The 20680-nt window shown below is 74.1% G+C and carries 11 protein-coding genes and 1 pseudogene; 7 read left to right on the top strand and 5 right to left on the bottom strand.

Annotated elements, in window-relative coordinates:
• The 4 genes and pseudogenes from FHS34_RS42145 to FHS34_RS00210 form a co-directional block, all read right to left on the bottom strand.
• Positions 1-286, bottom strand: a pseudogene (locus tag FHS34_RS42145) (hypothetical protein); the annotation flags it as partial.
• A gap of 295 nt (positions 287-581) precedes the next feature.
• The gene (prfB, locus tag FHS34_RS00220) at positions 582-1688 is read right to left on the bottom strand and encodes a peptide chain release factor 2 (protein WP_184958195.1); all 1107 of its coding nucleotides are present in this window, start codon (positions 1686-1688) and stop codon (positions 582-584) included.
• 184 nt (positions 1689-1872) lie between these two features.
• Positions 1873-3099, bottom strand: coding sequence for a serine/threonine-protein kinase (locus FHS34_RS00215; RefSeq protein WP_184958193.1), 1227 nt, complete (start codon positions 3097-3099; stop codon positions 1873-1875).
• Positions 3100-3360: 261 nt separating this feature from the next.
• Positions 3361-5076: a serine/threonine-protein kinase gene (locus tag FHS34_RS00210; protein ID WP_184958191.1), complete on the bottom strand. Its 1716-nt coding sequence runs from the start codon at positions 5074-5076 to the stop codon at positions 3361-3363.
• 396 nt (positions 5077-5472) lie between these two features.
• Between FHS34_RS00210 and FHS34_RS00205 the strand changes: the two genes are divergently transcribed.
• The 7 genes from FHS34_RS00205 (at position 5473) to FHS34_RS00175 (ending at position 20066) form a co-directional block, all read left to right on the top strand.
• Positions 5473-9333, top strand: a complete 3861-nt coding sequence (locus FHS34_RS00205; protein WP_184958189.1) for an FtsK/SpoIIIE domain-containing protein — start codon at positions 5473-5475, stop codon at positions 9331-9333.
• 190 nt (positions 9334-9523) lie between these two features.
• Positions 9524-10903 carry an ABC transporter substrate-binding protein gene (locus FHS34_RS00200; RefSeq protein WP_184958187.1) on the top strand — a complete coding sequence of 460 codons (1380 nt, stop codon included), beginning with the start codon at positions 9524-9526 and terminating at the stop codon, positions 10901-10903.
• A 70-nt stretch (positions 10904-10973) separates the two neighbouring features.
• Positions 10974-12254, top strand: a complete 1281-nt coding sequence (locus tag FHS34_RS00195; RefSeq protein WP_184958185.1) for a carbohydrate ABC transporter permease — start codon at positions 10974-10976, stop codon at positions 12252-12254.
• Positions 12251-13159, top strand: coding sequence for a carbohydrate ABC transporter permease (locus FHS34_RS00190; RefSeq protein WP_184958183.1), 909 nt, complete (start codon positions 12251-12253; stop codon positions 13157-13159). Before FHS34_RS00195 ends, FHS34_RS00190 begins: the two co-directional genes overlap by 4 nt.
• A gap of 155 nt (positions 13160-13314) precedes the next feature.
• Positions 13315-15528, top strand: a complete 2214-nt coding sequence (locus FHS34_RS00185) for a bifunctional glycosyltransferase/CDP-glycerol:glycerophosphate glycerophosphotransferase (RefSeq protein ID WP_184958181.1) — start codon at positions 13315-13317, stop codon at positions 15526-15528.
• Positions 15529-15653: 125 nt separating this feature from the next.
• Positions 15654-17855: a bifunctional glycosyltransferase/CDP-glycerol:glycerophosphate glycerophosphotransferase gene (locus tag FHS34_RS00180; protein ID WP_184958179.1), complete on the top strand. Its 2202-nt coding sequence runs from the start codon at positions 15654-15656 to the stop codon at positions 17853-17855.
• Between the two features lie 6 nt (positions 17856-17861).
• Complete coding sequence (locus FHS34_RS00175; protein ID WP_184958177.1) at positions 17862-20066, top strand: bifunctional glycosyltransferase/CDP-glycerol:glycerophosphate glycerophosphotransferase; 2205 nt, start codon at positions 17862-17864, stop codon at positions 20064-20066.
• A 132-nt stretch (positions 20067-20198) separates the two neighbouring features.
• On the opposite strand, the gene FHS34_RS00170 is transcribed toward FHS34_RS00175, so the two are convergent.
• Entirely contained in the window at positions 20199-20612 is a 414-nt protein-coding gene (locus tag FHS34_RS00170) for an organic hydroperoxide resistance protein (RefSeq protein ID WP_184958172.1), read from the bottom strand.
• Between the last annotated feature and the right edge of the window lie 68 nt (positions 20613-20680).

Raw genomic sequence — 20680 nt, 5'->3', positions numbered from 1 at the left:
TCGTGCCGGTGGTGCCGGTCGTGGTGGTCTCACCAGTCGTGGTCGTCTCACCAGACGTGCTGGTCTCACCGGTCGTGGTGCAGATGCCGATCGGGCAGCCGCCGTCGGTGCCGCCTTCGGTGTTGCCACCGTCGGCGCCGACACCGCTCACTCCCAGGCTGATCGGGCCCGCCTGGACGTCGAGGTCCAGGGCGGAAGCCGCGCCGGCCGCGGTCAGCGACGCACCGGCCGCGATCACGGCGCCGGCGGCTATCCGCGCGGCCCGGATCCGCGTCTTCTTCGTCATATGGTTGCTACCCCCAGTAGCTGTTCGTCAATGGGGCGTCGCGTGGGGCGTGCCGTGATCGACGGAGGCAGCTGGTGACGAAGCGCGTCAACTCGATCCCCCGGTTCACATGCGCCCCTCAAGTACGCATGCCGCGGCTCACCTTTCCCATTTTTCAAAGCAACGTCAAGGGCGTTGCGGGCGCAATGTCCGGTCGGGTGACGTTTGCGGAGAGTTGAAGCCTGTGAGTGTGACGTAAAACGCCAGACAAAAGACAACTGCCGCCCTCGGGGCGGCAGTTGTCATGTCGACAAAGTTACTTCTCCTGCTGCTTGCGCCAGCGAATCCCGGCCTCCAGGAACCCGTCGATCTCGCCGTTGAACACGGCCTCCGGGTTGCCGACTTCGTGCTCGGTGCGCAGGTCCTTGACCATCTGGTACGGGTGCAGCACGTAGGAACGCATCTGGTTGCCCCAGGAGTTGCCGCCGTCGCCCTTGAGGGCGTCCATCTTGGCCTGCTCCTCCTGCCGGCGCCGCTCCAGCAGCTTGGCCTGGAGGACGTTCATGGCGGTGGCCTTGTTCTGGATCTGCGACCGCTCGTTCTGGCAGGAGACCACGATGCCGGTGGGGATGTGGGTGAGGCGCACCGCGGAGTCGGTGGTGTTCACGCCCTGGCCACCGGGGCCGGAGGACCGGTACACGTCCACCCGCAGCTCGGACTCGTCGATCTCGATGTGGTCGGTCTGCTCGACCACCGGGAGGATCTCCACACCGGCGAAGGAGGTCTGGCGGCGGCCCTGGTTGTCGAAGGGCGAGATGCGCACCAGGCGGTGCGTGCCCTGCTCGACGGAGAGGGTGCCGTAGGCGTACGGCGCCTGCACGGAGAAGGTGGTCGACTTGATGCCGGCCTCTTCCGCGTACGAGGTCTCGATCAGCTCGGTCTTGTAGCCGCGCTGCTCGGCCCAGCGCAGGTACATGCGCTGGAGCTTCTCGGCGAAGTCGGCGGCGTCGACGCCACCGGCCTCGGCGCGGATGTTGACGAGCGCCTCACGGGAGTCGTACTCGCCGGACAGGAGGGTACGGACCTCCATCTCGTCCAGCGCCTTCTTCACGGACGCCAGCTCGGACTCGGCCTCGGCGCGGGTGTCCGGGTCGTCCTCCTCCTCGGCCATCTCGAAGAGGACCGCGAGGTCGTCGATGCGTCCGCGCAGCCCTTCCGCCTTCCTGACCTCGGCCTGGAGGTGGGAGAGCTTGCTGGTGATCTTCTGCGCCTCGTCCGGGTTGTCCCAGAGGGACGGCGCGGCCGCCTGCTCCTCGAGCACGGCGATGTCTGCCCTCAGCTTGTCGAGGTCCAGGACGGCCTCGATCGACTCCATGGTCGAGGAGAGGGACTTCAGCTCTTCGGATACATCGACGACTGCCACGCCTTCCAGCGTAACGGCTGTGGCAAGCGACCTGGTCCGCCCCGCCCCCGGCCCACCGGACCAGGCCGCTCCCCCCGCGCGCCGGCCGACCGAACCGGGGCCTCACCCCGCCCCGGCCGACCGAGCCGCATGGATGCGGGACCGGACCGGGGGTCCACCGTCGCAGCCGACCGAGTCGGGTGGGTCAGGGGGCCGACGTGCTGTGGTCGGCCGGGGCCGGACCGTCGTCCCCGTCGGCCGACGCCCACCACGCCCCGACGCCCACCACCGCGGCCACGACCACCCCGGCCACCCCCAGCGTCACCCTCCGCCGCCGCACGGCAGCCCGGTGCCGCGCCGAGCCCGGCCGGGCCGTACCGGCGGTCCGGGGGACGCGAGCGGTCCCGTGGGCCCCGCCCGCCAGCTCGTCCGGCCCCGGCACCCGCATCGACGTGTGCGTGTCCCGGCTGGAGTCCGGCTTGGCCCCGGGCACCAGCGAGACGGCCCCCCGGCGCCGTACCGGCTCCTCCCCCGGCTCGGCGGCCGCCGCCGGCTCCTCCGTCTCCTCCTCGGCGAGCCCCGGCTCGTCCACGTCCAGCGGCGGCATCCCGGCCAGCACGGGCAGCTGCTCGCGCAGCCGGGCCGCCAGCTCCGAGGCGCGCAGCCGGGACGCGGGCGCCTTGGCCAGGCACTGCACCAGCAGCTGCCACAGCTCCTCGGGGATGCCGGGCAGCGGTACGACGGTCTCGGTGACGTGCCTGCGCAGAACCGCGCCGGGGTGTCCGCCGCCGAAGGGCGTGAAGCCGGCCAGCAGCTCGTACAGGACCGTCGCCAGCGCGTAGATGTCCACGGCGGCCCGGGGCGGCAGGCCCTCCACGATCTCCGGGGCCAGATAGTCCGGGGTGCCGATGATTTTGGTGGCGCGGGTCCGCTTCGGCGAGTCGATCAGCTTGGCGACGCCGAAGTCGGTGAGCAGCGCGGGATGGGCTCCGCCGGGGCCGAGCGGGCCCTGCATGTCGAGCAGGACGTTCTCGGGCTTGACGTCCCGGTGGACGACCCCGGCCGCGTGGGCCGCGGCCAGCGCGTCGGCGACGTCGGCGACGATCGCCACGGCCGCCTCGGGCGCGAGCCGCCGCTCCCGCTCCAGCCGGGTGCGCAGGTCGGTGCCGCGCACGAGGTCCATGACCAGGGCCAGGTCGTTGCCGTCCACCACGAGGTCCCGCACGGTGACGATGTGCGGGTGCTCCAGGCCGAGCAGCGCGGTGCGCTCCTGCACGAAGCGCCCCACCAGCTCCTGGTCGGAGGCGAGGTCCTCACGCAGCAGCTTGATGGCGACGGGGCCGTCCGGTCCCTCGCCCAGCCACACCGTGCCGGCGCTGCCCCGGCCCACGATCTGGTTCGCGGTGTACCGGCTGCCGATCTTCCGTGCCAAGACTGCTCCTACAGACGCGTGTTGTCGCTGCTGCGTCATTCCGGGGGCGTCCCCCGGACCCCCAGCCGACAGACCAGGACCTTGAGCGATAAAACTACGCGTCGATGGAGCCAACCTTCACCGCGGAGACGGAAATCACCCGCCAGATGTCGACAAATCCCTAAACCAGCGATCGGTTTCCCCTGCTTCGCCCGATCGGAGCGGTCGCTGCCCTCGATCGGAGCGGTCGCTCTCCCCGATCGGGCTCGGTCGCTCCGCCGGTCAGTTCCCGCTGCCGGACGAGCCGCCCAGGTCCTTGATCCAGCCGCCCACCTTGCCGGCCCAGTCGCTCAGCTGGTCCCAGTAGCCCTTGCCGGTGCCGATCCAGTCCTGCAGCGGGGTCAGCTCCCAGATCAGCCAGCTCGCCACGATCAGGATCACGATCGTGAACAGGCAGCCCTTCAGGCAGCCGAGGCCGGGGATCTTCGTCGGGTTGGCGCTGCGCTGCCGCGGCGCCCGGGGCTCCCGCGCGGGCCGCTGCGGCTCCGGCGGGGCGGGCGGCGCGTACCGCTGCGGCTGCTGCGGCGGGGCGTACTGCTGAGGCTGCTGCTGCGGGTAGCCGTATCCCGGGGCCTGCTGCCGGCCGCGCGGCTGCGGCTGCTGCGGGCGGCCCTGCGGGGCCGGGCGCGGCTGCTGCTGGGGCCGGGGTGCGACCTGCCGCTGCGGGCGGCGGCGCAGCGGGTCCTCGTCCGGGTCGAGGTACTGGACCTGCGTCTGCTCGTTGCGGTCGCGGGCCGCCCGCAGCTGCGTCTGCCAGGGGTGCTGCTGATCGGGCTGCTGGCCCTGCGGGCCGTACTGCCCCTGGCCGTACGGGTCCTGGCCCTGCGGGACCGGCGGCAGGAGGGCCGTCGGGTCCGCCGCGCCCGTGTTCGGCAGGACGGTGGTGGGGTCGGCGGCGCCGGCCGGGCCGCCGGTGTGCGGCAGCACGCTGGTCGCGCCGTTCGGGTCGTACGCCCCCTGCGGCGCGTTGGTCGGCAGCACCTGGGTGGGGTCGGCGGCGCCGGGCGCGCCGGGGACGGCGGCCGGGGCCGGGTCGGGCGCGAGCAGCGCGCCGACGCCCTCGGCCGCGGCGATCTGCGCGGCGTTCGCGTGCACGCCGACGCCCTCGGCGACGACCCGGAGCCCGCGCGCGAGGTTCTCGGCGCTGGGCCGTTGCTCGGGGCTCTTGCGCAGGCAGCGCTCTATGACCGTCCACAGCGGTTCGGGGACGGTGGAGGGGCGGCGCGGCTCGGCGCTCAGGTGCTGGTGCAAAACCTCCAGGGCGCTGCCGCCGGAGAACGGCGGGCGCCCGGTGACCAGCTCGTACAGCAGGATGCCGGCGCCGTAGATGTCGACGGCGGAGGTCTGCGGGCGGCCCTCGGCGGACTCCGGGGCGACGTACGCGGGCGTGCCGACGAACTCGTGGGTGCGGGTCAGGCCCGGGGAGTCGGCGAGGCGGGCGATGCCGAAGTCGGTCAGCATCGGGTGCATCTGGCCGTCGTACTGCTGGAGCAGGACGTTGGCGGGCTTCAGGTCGCGGTGGACGACGCCGTCGGCGTGGCTCGCGGCGAGGGCGTCGGCGATCTGGGCCGTCATCAGCGCGGCGGCGACCGGGCTGAAGGGGCCGTTCTCGCGCAGGTAGCGGTGCAGGTCGGGACCGTCGACGAGGTCCATGACCAGGGCCAGCAGGTCGCCCTCGACGACCAGGTCGCGCACCCGGACGATGTTCGGGTGGGTGAGCCGGAGCAGGACGGAGCGCTCCCGCAGGAAGCGCATCACGATGTCCGGGTCGCTCGCCAGCTCCTCCTTGAGGACCTTGATCGCGACCGTCTCTCCGGGCTGTCCGGGCACGGCCGCCTCGGCGCCCGCGGTCTCGCGCTGGCGGGCACGCCAGACGGTGCCTGTGGCGCCGCGTCCGAGCGGCTCCTCAAGCAGGTACTTGCTGCCGACTGGCCGCACGTCACGCGCTCCCTGCTGATTGCTGTTGCTTGCTTGCCTGCATTCCGGTGTTCCGACCCACTGTAGTGCCGTGCTCCAGGGCAGTACGTATGCGTTCCGGGGCACGTTCGAGAGGTTCGACGGAAAGACGCGCGTCCCTGTCCGCCGGTTGCCGGGGCCGGACGTGACCGATCTCAACTGATCGCCGACGGGGCACTGGTCAGGCACTTTTGGGGGCAGAGCCGACCAATCAAGATCACTTCTGTCCGGGTCCCGGGCGCGTCGTCGGTGGCAGGTGCGAGGATGCCTCCAGCGGCCTGCTGGGACGGTTCCAGCGGCTGCTGGCCGACGTGCTCGTGCGGGGTGGGGGGAAGTCCGCGCCCGCGCAGACCCGCGCAGAAGGGACCGCTGACGCCGATGCAGATCCGGCTGACCGTCGTAGACCCGCTCGGCCCGTCCCCGCAGCGGGGCCGCGCCGCGTGCCGCGACGTGCTGGTCACGGCACCCGCGGGCACGGAGCTGGCCGCGGTCGCGTCGGCGCTGGCCGGGGCGGTCACCGGCGAGACCGGCGCGGGCCGGGAGGCGGGCGGCGCCTCCGTGGTGCTGTACGCGGGCACCGACCGGCTCGACCCCCGCCGGCGCACCCTCGGCGAACCCCCGCTGGTCGACGGCGCCGTACTGTCCCTGGGCGCCCCGGCGGCCCCGGAGCCGCACCCCGAGCTGGACGACGCGCCCACCCAGCTGCACGTGGTCGCGGGCCCGGACGCGGGCGGGGTCCATCTGCTGCACGGCGGCCGGATCACCGTCGGCCGTTCCGCCGACGCCGACGTACCGCTGGACGACCCCGACGTCTCCCGCCTGCACTGCGCGGTCACCGTCGGCGCGGACGGCCGCGTCTCGGTCGCCGACCTCGGCTCCACCAACGGCACCTCCCTCGACGGCACGCGGCTGACCGACCGGCCGGTGCGGTTCGCCGCCGGGAGTCTGCTGAGGATCGGCGAGTCCGCCCTGCGGGTCACGCCGTCCGGCGGGCCCGGGATGCGGATCCGCACGGTGCCCGACGGAGAGGGGTGCGTGCGGATCGCCACCGGGGACGCGGACGCGGGTTCGCCGCGTACCGGTGGCCCTGGCGAGCAGTCGCCGCCGGCGGCCGCGAGCGGTCGTGACGGAGCGCCGGCCGGTGCGGGAGCCCCGGGCGGGCCCGTGCCGCCGTCGGCGGGCCCGGAAGGTGCCGCCCGTGACATCTCCTCGGGCGGGCACCACGCGTACGACCCCTACGACTCCGCCGGCTGGGGCGCCTCCGGCCACGGCACGGGGGCCCAGGAGCACCGGCGCGGCCAGTCCCCGGTGGTGCCGGGGCAGGCCGGAGCGCCGAGCGTGGAGAGCCGGGGCGACGGCTCCGGCGCGCCCGGCACGGCGTCCGGCGGGGACACCCACGCGGGGCGCTTCGGTGCCGGCGCCGGGTACGCGGACGCGCCGGGCGGCGAGGACGCGCGCGCGGGCGGGCGGAAGGGCACCCCCGTCCGGGGCACCGATCTCCCGCAGGGCCCCCGGCCCGGGACCACCGACGCCCCGCAGGGCGCCCGGCGGCGCGGGCTCGGGGCCTGGGCGCGCCGGCTGGCCGGCGGGCGCGCGGAGCAGCCGGCCGCCCCCGCGCCGTACACCGGTACGGCCGCCCGCACCGGCGACGCCCCGGCGGCCGGCGCCCCGCGGCAGCCGGAGACCTGGCCGGACCCCGCCGCCCTCCTGCTCACCGCGCTGGGCCCCGGGCCCCGGCTGTGGGAGCGCGGGCCGGGTCACCCCGAGGCGCTGACCGTGCGGCTCGGCACGGCCGACCGGAGCACACCGGACGGCTCGGGCCTGCTGCCGGCGGTGCCGGTGACGGCCGCGCTGCGCGAGGCGGGCGCGCTGGGCCTGGCCGGTCCGCGCCCCCGGCTGTCCGGGCTGGCCCGCGCGGTGCTGGCCCAGCTCGCCGCGCTGCACTCCCCAGAGCTGCTGGAGATCGTGCTGATCAGCGCCGACCACACGCGTCCGGTGGCGGACCGTACGGCCGAGTGGGCCTGGCTGGGCTGGCTCCCGCATGTCCGGCCGGGCCACGGCCAGGACTGCCGTCTGCTGCTGGCCTACGACCGCGAACAGGCGGCGGCCCGCACGGAGGAACTGCTGCGCCGGGTGGAGGACCACGCGGCGACGGGCCGGACGACGGCCCACTCCGCCGCGGCGCGCGGCGCGGACCCGGCGGCGGGCGGCGCCCAGGGCCCGACCGCACCGTCCGGCCCGCCCGGTGTCCCGGTCCGGGGCGCGGCGACGGGCCCGGCCGGACTGCCGGCACCGGGCACACCCGCGCCGGACCCCTCCTCCCCGGCGCCCGGCCTCCCCGCCCCCGGCGCCCGCCCGGAAGGCCCCGGCGGTCCCGCACCCGTCCCGCACCCCGCGGGCCCCCGCACTTTCGCGGCCGGCGCGCGTCCCGGCACCCCGGGCGTGCCCGCCGACGGCGCCGTTCCCGGCCCGTCGGGCGCGCACGTCCCCGGTCCGACCGCGCCGGCCGCTCCCGCCACGGAGCCGCTGTCCCTCTCCGCCGGCCCCACGACCCACGGAACCGGTACCTTCGCCGGCCCCGCCGCGCACGCCTCCTCCTACCCCTACGGCGAGAACCCGGCCCGCCGCCCCGCCTGGGCCAGGCAGGACGCCGGCCCCGGGGGTTACCCGGGGCCGTACACCGTCGTCGTCGTGGACGGGGATCCGGGCGGCTCGGCGCTGCGGGACGCGCTCGCGCGGCTGGCCGTGGCCGGGCCCCGGGCCGGGATCCACGTGGTGTGTCTCGCCGAGACCGAGCCCGCCTCGCCCGCCTCCCCCGTGACGCGGACGTACGAGGCCGCGTGCACGGTGACACCGACGTTCCGGCACTGCGGTGCCGTGGCGCTGCTCAGCGGGGACGTCGCCGCCGGGCTGCAGCTGCTGCGGGTGGCGCCGGGCGGTCCGGCCGGTCCCGGTGCGCAGGCCGCCGTCGACGCCGTGTCCGCCGCCTGGGCGGAGCGGTTCGCGCGGGCGCTGGCGCCGCTGCGCCCGGACGGCCCGTCCGGCGGGCCGCTCGCGCGCGTGTCCACGCCGCTGCCGCAGTCGGCGCGGCTGCTGGACGAGCTGGGTCTGGCCCGGGCCACCCCGGCGTCGCTGATGGCGCGCTGGGCGGACGCGGCCGACGACACGGAGTCGCTGGGCGGGCGGGCGCGGGCGGTGCTGGGCGCCGGGCCGCGCGGTCCGGTCACCGCCGACCTGGTGGCCGACGGGCCGCATCTGCTGGTCGAGGGGCCGGCCGGCAGTGGCCGTACCGAGCTGCTGCGGACCATGGTCGCCTCGCTGGCCGCGGCCGAGCGGCCGGACCGGCTGGCCGTGGTGCTGCTCGACGGCCGGGACGGGGTCGGCACGGGCGCCGGGCGCGGCGAGGGCCTGCGCGTGTGCACGGACATACCGCACGTCACCACCCACCTGATCGCCAACGACCCTGTGCGCATGCGGGAGTTCGCCCAGTCGCTGGCCGCCGAGCTGAAGCGCCGGGCGGAACTGCTGGGCCGCACGGACTTCGCCCGGTGGCACACGGGGCGGGAGGTGTCCGGCCGGATGGTGGCACAGCGCACCTCCGCCTCCGGGGACCCGCTCGGGCAGCGCGCGTCCGCCTCCTCCTCCGGCGACATAGAGGCGCCGCCCAGCTCCACCCTGCGGCTGCGGCCGGGCGCGGCGGCCCGGCGGCGGGCCGGGGCGGCTCCGCCGTTGCCCCGGCTGGTGGTCGTCGTCGACGACCTGGACGCACTGGTCTCCCCCGCACTCGGCTCGCCGGGCCGGCCCGCCGCCGGCTCGGTGATACGGGCGCTGGAGGCGGTGGCCCGGGAGGGCGAGCGGCTCGGAGTGCATCTGGTGGCGGCGGCCGCGGCCGGCGGCCGTACGGCGGAGTCGGAGCCGGCGCTCCGGGCGACCCTGCGGGCCGTGCTGGACGCCCCGCAGCCGGGGCCGGACCAGCCGGCGCCGGGACGGGGACGGCTGGCGTACGCGGACGGGCGGGCCGTGGGCTTCCAGGGCGGCCGGGTGACCGGGCGCATCCCGCGCACCGCGACCCAGCGGCCCACGGTCGTCGCGCTGGACTGGCAGCGCATGGGTGACCCGCCGGCCCGCCGGCCCGTGCGGGAGCTGGGCAACGGCCCGACCGACCTGGCCCTGCTGGCGAGCGCGGTGGAACGGGCGGCCCGGGAGGTCGAGGCGGCGGAGGTGCCCTCCCTCCTCTGAGTGATCCCGCCGTCTCCCCGGCCGCTTGCAAGCGGCGCGCATACGGCCCTGGTCACGAGCCGGTCACGATGCGCCGGTTGACACCGCAGGCGCTCTTGCCCGCCCGGAGCGGCCCGGCGTAGACCGGACCGCACGGGACAGAGTTCTGACGTTCAACGACGTTCAACGGAGAACGACGAACGGGGAAGTGATGCGCAGCAAGAGCAGCACGTTCCGGACACACAGGGCCGTTACCACATGCGCCGCCCTGCTCGCGGGAGCCCTCGCGCTCTCCGCGTGCTCCAGCGGTGACAACGACAAGAAGGACAACGGGGAGAAGAGCGGCGGGACCACCGGCCCCTCCGTCACCCTGCCGAAGCTGAACGGCGCCCATCTGGAGGTGGCCGCCGTCTGGACCGGCGGCGAGCAGGCCAACTTCAAGAAGGTCCTCGCCGAGTTCGAGAACCGCACCGGCGCGAAGGTCACCTTCGTGCCCGCGCAGGACCCGATCATCAACTTCCTCGGCTCGAAGATCGCGGGCGGCCAGCCGCCGGACGTCGCGCTGCTGCCGCAGCCCGGCGCCATCAAGCAGGCCGTGCAGAAGGGCTGGGCCAAGCCGGTCGGGGCGGAGGGCCTGAAGGAGCTGGCGAAGAACTACTCACAGGGCTGGCAGGACATCGGCAAGGTCGACGGCAAGCAGTACGGCGTCTACTACAAGGCCGCCAACAAGTCGCTGATCTGGTACAACGCCAAGGTCTTCGAGAACGCGGGCGCCAAGGAACCGAAGACCTGGCAGGACCTGCTGACCGCCTCGCAGGCGGTGTACGACTCCGGGGTCACACCGTTCTCGGTGGCCGGCGCGGACGGCTGGCCGCTGACCGACTGGTTCGAGAACATCTATCTGTCCCAGGCGGGCCCGGAGAAGTACGACCAGCTCGCCCAGCACAAGATCAAGTGGACCGATCCGTCGGTGAAACAGGCGCTGACCACCCTCGCGCAGGTGTGGGGCAAGAAGGACTATCTGGCGGGCGGCCAGGACGGGTCCCTCCAGACGGAGTTCCCGCAGTCGGTCACCCAGACCTTCACCGGCGGCGACCAGCCGAAGTCGGCGATGGTCTACGAGGGCGACTTCGTGCAGGTCAACATCGGTGAGACCAAGGCGAAGGTGGGCACGGACGCGAAGGTGTTCCCGTTCCCGGCCGTCGGCTCGGACGCGCCGGTGGTGTCCGGGGGGGACGCGGCCGTGATCCTGAAGGACTCCAAGGCGGCGCAGGCCCTGATCACCTTCCTCGCCTCGCCGGACGCGGCCACGATCCAGGCGAAGCTCGGCGGCTACCTCTCCCCGAACAAGAACGTGCCGGTGTCGGCGTACCCGAACGCGGTGCAGCAGAAGATCGCCAAGGCGCTGATCGCGTCCGGCGACGACTTCCGCTTCGACATGTCCGACCAGGCCCCGCAGGCCTTCGGCGGGACGCCCGGCAAGGGTGAGTGGAAGGACCTCCAGGACTTCCTGAAGAACCCGAAGGACGTCGCGGGCGCCCAGGCGAAGCTGGAGAAGGACGCGGCGGCGGCCTACGGGAACGGGGGCTGATCCGGCCATGGCGTCGGCAGCGGCGGCCGGGGCCCCACCGGGCCCCGCCGCCCCCCGCAGTCGCAAGAGCGTGACCGGCACCCGGAAGACCGTGGCAGCCCTGTTCCTGCTGCCCGCGCTGGTGCTGCTCGGCGCGCTCGTGGTCTACCCGATCGGGTACTCGCTCGTCCGCAGCTTCTACAACGCCTCCGGCGACGGCTTCGCCGGCTTCGACAACTACTCGGCCCTCTTCACGGACGACAGCATCCGGACCGCCCTGAAGAACAACGTCGTCTGGGTGGTGTTCGCGCCGACCGTCTCGACCGCGCTCGGTCTGGTCTTCGCGGTGCTGACCGAACGGGTGCGCTGGGGCACGGCGTTCAAGCTGGTCGTCTTCATGCCGATGGCGATCTCCATGCTGGCCGCCGGCATCATCTTCCGGCTGGTGTACGACCAGGACCCGGACAAGGGGGTCGCGAACGCGGTGTGGGTGGGCGTGCACGACACGTTCGCGCAGTCGTCGGCGTTCCCCAAGGCCCACCCGGGCCGGGAGTCGCCGCTGGTGGCCGAGGACGGCGGCTTCGTCACCAAGGCCGCCGTGCACGCCGGGCAGCCGGTCACCCTGCCGCTCGTCGGCGTCGCCCCGGACCAGCTGCCGGACGGTGTGAAGAAGGCCGTCGCCGCCCGCCCGGAGCCGGGGAAGGTCACGGGCAGCACCTGGCAGGACTTCACCCGCGGCAAGGGTGTCGGCAAGCTCGGCGCGCCCGATCCGTCCGAGGTGGGCTATGCCGGGATGCGGATCGAGGCGGTGAAGGACGGCGAGGTGGTCGCCTCGACGGAGGCGGCCGGCGACGGCACGTTCACCCTCCCCGCGTCGGCCGACGGTGCCCGGCTCAGGCTGCCCGCGGGCAATTTCAAGGAGCCGTACAACGGGGTCGACTGGCTCGGCCCGGCGCTGGTCACCCCGGCGATCATCGGGTCGTACGTGTGGATGTGGGCGGGCTTCGCGATGGTGCTGATCGCGGCCGGTCTCGCCGGTGTGCCCCGGGAGCTGCTGGAGGCGGCCCGGGTGGACGGCGCCACCGAGTGGCAGGTGTTCCGCAAGGTCACGGTGCCGCTGCTGGCCCCGGTGCTGGCGGTCGTCGTCGTCACGCTGATGATCAACGTCCTGAAGGTGTTCGACCTGGTGTTCATCATCGCGCCGGGCTCCTCCCAGGACGATGCGAACGTGCTGGCGCTGGAGCTGTACCGCAAGGGCTTCGCGGAGGGCCAGCCGGGCATCGCGAGCGCGATCTCGGTGTTCCTGCTGCTGCTGGTGATCCCGGTGATGGCATTCAACATCCGTCGGCTGCGGCGGGAGGTGCGGCGATGACGACGACCGCCGAAAGCGTCGGGAAGACCGAGCCGGTCCGGACGGCCGGGGCCAGGCGGTCGGTCGGTTCCCGGATCGCCGAGAAGCTGAGCGGCGGGCTGGTCCGCGTGGTGCTGATCGTCGTGGGCCTGTTCTGGCTGGTGCCGACCATCGGCCTGCTCGTCTCCTCGCTGCGCACGCCCCAGGACATGAACGCGAGCGGCTGGTGGACGGTGTTCTCCAAGCCGTCCCAGCTCACCGTGGACAGCTACCAGAAGCTGCTGGAGAACTCGGACATCACCAACTCCCTGGTGAACACGGTGCTGATCACGGTCCCGGCGACCGTCCTCGTCGTGGTGATCGGGGCGCTGGCCGGGTACGCGTTCGCGTGGATGGAGTTCCCGGGCCGGGACTGGTGGTTCCTGGGCGTGGTGAGCCTGCTGGTGGTGCCCGTTCAGGTGGCGCTCATCCCGATCGCCGAACTGTTCGGCAACATCGGGCTGTTCGGGACGATCCTCGGGGTGATCCTGTTCCACACCGGGTTCGGTCTGCCGTTCGCGGTGTTCCTGCTGCGGAACTTCTTCGCCGAGATCCCGCGTGAGCTGCTGGAGGCGGCCCGGCTGGACGGCGCGGGTGAACTGCGCCTGTTCGTCCGGGTGGTGATGCCGCTGGGCGGCCCGGCGATCGCCTCGCTCGGCATCTTCCAGTTCCTGTGGGTGTGGAACGACATGCTGGTCGCGCTGGTGTTCACCAAGTCGGGCACGCAGCCGATCACGGTCGCCCTGCAGACGCAGGTACGGCAGTTCGGCAACAACATCGACGTGCTGGCTCCCGGCGCGTTCATCTCCATGGTGATCCCGCTGGCCGTGTTCTTCGCTTTCCAGCGGCAGTTCGTGTCCGGAGTGATGGCGGGCGCGGTCAAGTAGCCACAAAGCGGACACCTTTCGCGGGGCGGGTCTTAAGGGGCCCGCCCTTTCGCGTTCACCTGGAGTAGCCCGAATGCCGTACGGGCCCGTAACCAAGTCACCCCATCGGCCGTTCCCGGGCAGAACCCCCGCGCCGACCGACCCTTGGATGTCCCTTGCCCAGGTTCAGTGTCATCGTCCCCGCGTACGAGGTCCAGGCGTACCTCTCCGAGTGCCTGGACTCGGTGCTCTCGCAGTCGTACTCCGATCTGGAACTGATCGCCGTCGACGACTGCTCGCCCGACGCCTGCGGCACGATCATCGACGAGTACGCGGCTCGTGACACGCGCGTGAAGGCCGTGCACCTTCCCGAGAACCGGGGGCTGGGCCGGGCCCGGAACGCGGGCATGGCCGAGGCGACCGGCGACTACCTGGTCTTCCTGGACAGCGACGACACGCTCACCCCGGACGCGCTGCGGTCGGTCGCCGACCGGCTGAAGGAGACCGGCGACCCGGACGTCCTGGTCTTCGACTACACGCGCACCTACTGGGACGGCCGGGAGGTGCGCAACCAGCTCGCCGCCCAGCTCACCGAGCGGGGACCGGCGCCGTTCCGGCTGGCGGACCGGCCCGGACTGCTGCGGGTGCTGATGGTGGCCTGGAACAAGGCCTACCGGCGGGAGTTCGTGCGGGCCCACGGGTTCCGGTTCCCGCCGGGCTACTACGAGGACACCCCCTGGACCTTCCCGGTGCTGCTGACGGCCGGGTCGGTCGCCACCCTGGACCGGGTGTGCGTGCACTACCGGCAGCGCCGCCAGGGCAGCATCCTCGGCACCACCAGCCGCCGCCACTTCGATCTGTTCGAGCAGTACGACCGGGTCTTCGCCTACGTCGGGGAACGGCCGGAACTGGCCCGCTGGCGGCCGGAGCTGTTCCGGCGGATGATCGACCACTACGCGGTGGTGTTCACCCACCGGGGCCGGCTGCCGCGCGGCAGCCACGGCGAGTTCCTGCGCCGGGCCCGCGCCCACTGCCGCCGCCACCGCGTGCCGGGGGTGCGCCTCGGGCTGCGGCACACCCTGGTCCGCTTCGGCCTGCACCGCACGTTCCGGGCGCTCCGGCTGGCCGCGGCCGCCCGCCGGCGCGCGCTGAAGTGCGCGGTGAAGCTGGCCCGCGCCCTGCGCACCGGCGCGCTCCGGCTGCACTACCGGGTCCAGCTGCGGCTGCCGCTGCGCGCGGACCGGGCGGTGTTCACCGCCCAGGAGGGGCGCGGCGACCCGGCCGCGCTGGAGGAGGCGTTCCGGACGCACGCCCCGCACCTGAGGACGGCGTGGATCACCCCGGCCGGGCAGGAACGGGCGGCGCCGCCGGGTCCGCGCCGGCTGAGGCCCGGCACGGCCGCCTACTGGTCGGCGCTGGCCCGCTCCCGCTACCTGGTCAGCGACTCCGGCTTCGGGGGGCGGCTGCGGAAGCGGACCGGACAGGTCGTCGTACAGACCCAGCAGGGCACCCCGCTGGGGCACGTGGGCCTCGACCTGCTGGAACGCCCGGCGGCGGCCCACGGCACGGACTTCGCCCGGCTGCTGCGGGACGTCGACCAGTGGGACTACGTGCTGTCCGGCAACCGGCACGCCACCCTGACCTGGGAACGGGTCCACCCGGGCCGCTACACCACGCTGGAGTACGGGCTGCCCCGCAACGACGTCCTCCAGCGGGCGACCACGGCGGACGTGGCCCGGCTGCGGGCCTCACTGGGCGTTCCGCAGGACGCGGTCGCCGTGCTGTACGCGCCCGCGCACCGCGATCACCGGCGCACCCAGCGTCCGCTGCTCGACCTGGAGCGGATCCTGCGCCGCCTGGGCCCGCGCTTCGTGGTCCTGGCCCGCACCCCCGCCCCCGCCCGGGGCGACCGGGTCATCGACGTCTCCGGCCACCCGGACCTCTCCGCCCTGTGCCTGGCCTCGGACGCGCTGCTCACCGACTACGCGCCGGTCCTGTTCGACTACGCGGGCCTCGACCGGCCGATCGTGGTGCACACCGAGGACTGGGCAGCGTACGAGGCGGCCCGTGGCGCCTACTTCGACCTGCGGGCCTTCCCGCCGGGCGCGGTGGCGCGCAGCGAGGACGAGCTGATCGACATCTTCGCCACCGGGCACTGGCGCGGCTCGCGCTCGGCGCAGCTGCGGGCGGCGTTCCGGGAGCGGTTCTGTCCGTGGGACGACGGGCGCGCCGCCGAGCGGGTCGTACGGCGGGTGGTGCTGGGCGAGACGGAGCTGCCGCCGGTGGTGCCGCTCGCGGACCGCGATCCGGCGCCGCCGGCCCGCACGCGCTCCCCGCTGGCCACCGTGCCGCAACCTTCCGGCCCCCTCCCCGTCACCGAGAGCCACTGAACACCGTTGGTGCTACCGGGAGTTCCCATGCCCCTCGGCTCGACGCGGCCCACCCCGAGCCGGCCGTCCACCTGGCGTCCGGCGGGACGGCCCGGCCGCGTCCGCACGACGACAGAAAGAACCACATGCCCCGCTTCAGCATCATCGTCCCCTCCCACGGGGTCGCCGGCCGGCTGTCCCAGGCCCTGGACTCGGTCCTCGGCCAGTCCTTCGGCGACCTTCAGCTGATCCCGGTCTGCGACGCCCCCGACGCCCCGGCCGCCGCGGTGGCCGCCGGGTACGCGGAGCGGGACCCCCGGGTGACCCCGGTCCACTCGCAGCCGTCCGCCGGTCTGAGCGGGGCGCGCAACGCCGGGATGCGGGCGGCCACCGGCGCCTATCTGCTGTTCCTGGACGGCGACGACCTGCTGCTGCCGGGCGCGCTGGCCGCGCTGGACGCCCGGCTGTCGGAGGTCGCCGGCGTGGATGTGCTGTACGCCGAGCACGAGCGCGCCCCCTGGTGGGAGGGCGAGCCGACGAACCCGGCCGCGCCGCTGCTCGCGGGTGCCCCGAAGGGCGCCTTCGCCCCCGTCGAGCTGCCCGAGCTGACCGGCGTGCAGCTGCCGGCGTGGAGCGCCGTCTACCGCCGGGCCTTCCTCACCGAGCAGGAACTCGTCTTCCCCGAGGGCCTGTTCACGGACCTCGGGTGGGCCGGGCTGGTCGGCGTCGCCGCCGGGCGGATCGCGGTGCTGCGCCGGACCGTCGTACGGCACCGTCCGCGCCGCCAGGGCAGCCGGCTCAACCTGCCCGGGCCGCACCAGCACACGCTGCTCGACCAGGTGGAGCGGGTGCTGTCGCGGGCGGCCGGGAGCGCCCTGCCCGCCGAGCGGACCGGCCCCCTGTTCGACCAGCTGTTCGCCGTGGTGCTGAAGACGGCGTCCCGGCCCGAGCGGCTGCTCTCCGGGCACCGGGCCTTCTTCCGCCGCGCGGGCCGCCTCTACCGCAGGCACCGGCCGGCCGGGCACCGGGTGCCGGGCGGCAGCCTGGGCGTGCAGCACCGGCTGCTGGCGGCGGGCGCCTACACCGCCTTCCGCGGCCTGCGCGGCGTCAACCGGGCGGCCGACGGCGCGGCCCGGCGGCTGCCCCGCCCGCGGACGCTGCGCACCCGGCTGCGCTACGCCCGCGACCTGCGCCGCCCGCTCGACGAGAACCTCGCCGTGTACTGCGCCTACTGGGGCCGCGGTTACGCCTGCAACCCGGCCGCGATCCACGCCAAGGCCCGTGAACTCGCCCCGCACATCCGCTCGGTGTTCCTCGTCGAGGCGGGCCAGGAACACGCCGTGCCGCGGGACGTCGAGTACGCGGTGATCGGCTCACGGCGCTACTGGGAGGTGCTGTCCCGCGCCAAGTACCTGATCAACAACGCGAACTTCGCCGAGGGCGTCGTCAAACGGCCGGGCAGCGTCCACGTGCAGACCCAGCACGGCACCCCGCTGAAGACGATGGGCGTGGACCAGTCGACGTACCCGGTGGTGGCCGCGCAGTCCGGCAGCTTCACCCGGCTGCTGGGCCGGGTCGACCGCTGGGACTTCAACCTCTCCGCCAACCGCCACTCCACCCAGATGTGGGAGCGCGCCTTCCCCGGCTCCTACGAGCACCTGGAGTACGGCTATCCGCGCAATGACGTCTACTACACGGCGACCGCCCGCGAAGTGGCCCGGATCCGGCGCGAGCTGGGCGTCCCGGAGGGGAAGACGGCCGTGCTGTACGCGCCGACCCACCGCGACCACCACACCGGCTTCGAGGCCGGGCTGGACCTGGAGGCGTTCTGCGCGGCGGCCGGCGAGGACGTCGTCGTGCTGCTGCGCGCCCACTACTTCTACGACCGGGGCCGCTCCCGGGGCTCGGAGAGGATCATCGACGTCACCGCGCACCGCTCCGCGGAGGACGTGTGCCTGGCCGCGGACGCGCTCGTCACCGACTACTCGTCCATCATGTTCGACTACGCCAACCTGGACCGGCCGATCGTCGTGTACGCCGACGACTGGGACGTCTACCGGGAGACCCGGGGCGTCTACTTCGACCTGCCGGCCGAGCCGCCCGGCCTGGTCGCCCGGACCCCCGGGGAACTGGCCGCCGTCTTCCGCGACGGCTCGTACGCGGGCCCCGGGGCCGCTGCGCTGCGGGCCGCGTTCCGGGAGCGGTTCTGCCAGTTCGACGACGGGCGGGCCGCCGAGCGGGTGGTGCGGCGGGTGCTGCTCGGTGAGCCGCCGGAGGCGATCCCGGCCGTGATCCCGCTCGCGGAGCGCATCCCCGCCCCCGCCGCCGCGACCCTCGTGAGGAGCTGACCCGCCGTGCCCCGCTTCAGTCTGATCGTGCCCTGTTTCAAGGTGCAGGGCTTTCTGCGCGAGTGCCTGGACTCGGTGCTCGGGCAGTCCTTCGGAGACTTCGAGCTGATCGCCGTGGACGACCGCTCCCCGGACGGCTGCGGCGCGATCCTGGACGAGTACGCCGAGCGCGATCCGCGCGTGAAGGTGCTGCACCTGCCGGAGAACGTGGGCCTGGGCCGGGCCCGCAACGCGGGCATGCCCGAGGCCACCGGCGACTACCTGTTCTTCCTGGACAGCGACGACACCCTCACCCCGGGCGCGCTGCGGGCCATCGCCGACCGGCTCGCGGAGACCGACGCCCCGGACGTCCTCGTCTTCGACTACGCGCGCACCTACTGGTGGGGCGGCACCCGGCGCAACGTCCTCGCCGAGGTCCTGGGCGAGGCCGGGGCCGGCACGTTCACCGTCGCGGAGTACCCGCGGATCCTCGACCTGCTGATGGTGGTCTGGAACAAGGTCTACCGCCGGGAGTTCGTCGCGGAGCACGGCTTCGCGTTCCCGCCCGGCTACTACGAGGACACCCCCTGGACCTTCCCGGTGCTGCTCAGCGCCCGGCGGATCGCCGCCCTGGACCGGATCTGCCTGAACTACCGGCAGCGCCGGCAGGGCAACATCCTGTCCACCACCAGCCGCAAGCACTTCGACATCCACGACCAGTACGAGCGGGTCTTCGCCTTCGTGGCCGAGCGGCCGGAGCTGGCGCACTGGCGGCCCTACCTGCACCGCAAGATGGGCGAGCACTGCCTGGACATCCTCGCCAAGCCGGACCGGCTGCCGCCCGCCGACCGGGCCGAGTTCTTCCGGCGTACGGCGGAGATGTTCCGCCGGCACCGGCCCGAGGGCACCCCGGTGGACGGTGAGACCGCCGTGCTGACGGGCTCCTGGACGGCCTACCGGCTGCGGCGGCAGGCGGCGCGGGCGGGGCGGGAGGCGGCCCGCCGGGCGGACCGGACCCGCCGGGCGGCCGCTGCGCGGGCCCGCACCGGCTGGGCGGGGCTGCACGCGCACCGCCCGCTGGACGAGAACCTGGTGGTGTACTCGGCGTCCTCGCACCGGGGCGTGCTGGGCGACCCGGCGGCGGTGTACGCGGCGGCCCGGGAGGTCGCGCCGTGGCTGCGCGGGGTGTGGGTGGTGCGGGACGCGGAGACGGCCGCGCGGCTGCCGTCCGATGTCGAGCACGTGGTCGTCGGCTCCCGGCGCTATCTGGAGGTGACCGCGCGGGCGAAGTTCTTCGTCAACGACGTCAACTGGCCCGGCGCGCTGGCCAAGCGCCCCGGCAGCGTGCACATCCACACCCACCAGGGCACGCCGCTCAAGTACCTGGGCGCCGACCTGCTGGACAAGCCGGGCGCGCGGCTCGGCTTCGACGTGCCGCAGATGCTGCGCCGGGCCGACCGGTGGGACTACAGCCTGGTCGCCAACCGGCACTCCGAGCTGGTCTGGGAGCGGGCCTACCCCTGTCACTTCACTTCGGTGCGCACCGGCAGCCCGCGCAACGACGTGCTGGTGAACGGCGGCGCCTGCGACTTCCGGGAGCGGCACGGCATCCCCGACGGCCACACGGTCGTGCTGTACGCGCCGACCCGCCGGGACTACCGCCGGGGCGGGCACGTGGACCGGATCGATCTGGCCCGGTTCGCGGCGGACCTCGGTGAGGGGCACACGCTGGTGGTCCGGCTGCACCCGTCGCTGGCGAACGGTCCCGCGCGGGGCATGGGGCTCGCGGAGCTGGCCCGGCGCGGGATCGTGATCGACGCGACCGACGAGCCGGGGGCGGCGGACGTGCTGCTCGCGGCGGACGTGCTGGTCAGCGACTACTCGTCCGTCATGTTCGACTACGCGAACCTGGACCGGCCGATCGTGGTGCACGCCGACGACTGGCCCGCGTTCTCGGCGAGCCGGGGCGCCTATCTCGACATCACGGCCGAGGCGCCGGGCCATGTCGCGCACTCGTACCGGGAGCTGGCCTGGCTGTTCGCCTCGGGCGGGTGGCGGGACGAGGAGTCGGCGCGGCTGCGCGCGGACTTCCGGGAGCGGTACTGCGAGTTCGACGACGGGCGGGCGGCGGAGCGGGTCGTACGGGGGCTGCTGCTGGGCGAGCCGATGCCCTGGCCGGCGGTCCGCATCCCGGGGCAGGCGTCGGCTCCGGACGCGCTGACGTCGGCGTAGACGGCGCGGGGGCCGGTCCCCGCCGGGACCGGCCCCTCTGCGTCGCGGGTACGGCCGCTCGACCGTCCGCACCCGCTCGACCGGGTGGACCGCTCATTGCTCACCCGGTGACTCGGTGACCCGCTCGCGCGTCTACTCGATGACGAGGTCGACGTCGATGTTGCCGCGGGTGGCGTTGGAGTACGGGCAGACCTGGTGGGCGGTCTCGACCAGCTTGCGGCCGGTCTCCGCGTCCACGGTGTCGGGCAGCTCGACGCGCAGGGTCACCTGCAGCCCGAAGCCCTCGCCCTGCTTGCCTATGCCCACCTCGGCGGTCACGGCGGCTTCGCTGACGTCCACCTTCGCCTGGCGTCCGACCAGGCCGAGGGCGCTGCCGAAGCAGGCGGCGTAACCGGCGGCGAAGAGCTGCTCCGGGTTGGTGCCCTCGCCGTTGCCGCCCAGCTCCGCCGGCGGGGCCAGCTTGAGGTCGATCCTGCCGTCGGAGGAGACGGCACGACCCTCGCGGCCGTGGGTCGCGGTGGCGACGGCGGTGTAGAGCGCGTCCATGAAGACCATCCCTTGAGGAAGTCGGGTGTTCCGGCGGTCCCTGTCCTGACCGCCGCACGACCACAAGT

Source organism: Streptomyces echinatus, from assembly GCF_014203595.1.
Classification (GTDB): domain Bacteria; phylum Actinomycetota; class Actinomycetes; order Streptomycetales; family Streptomycetaceae; genus Streptomyces; species Streptomyces echinatus.
Note: the sequence above shows the minus strand (reverse complement) of the source record. Positions and strands in the feature narration are given on the sequence as shown.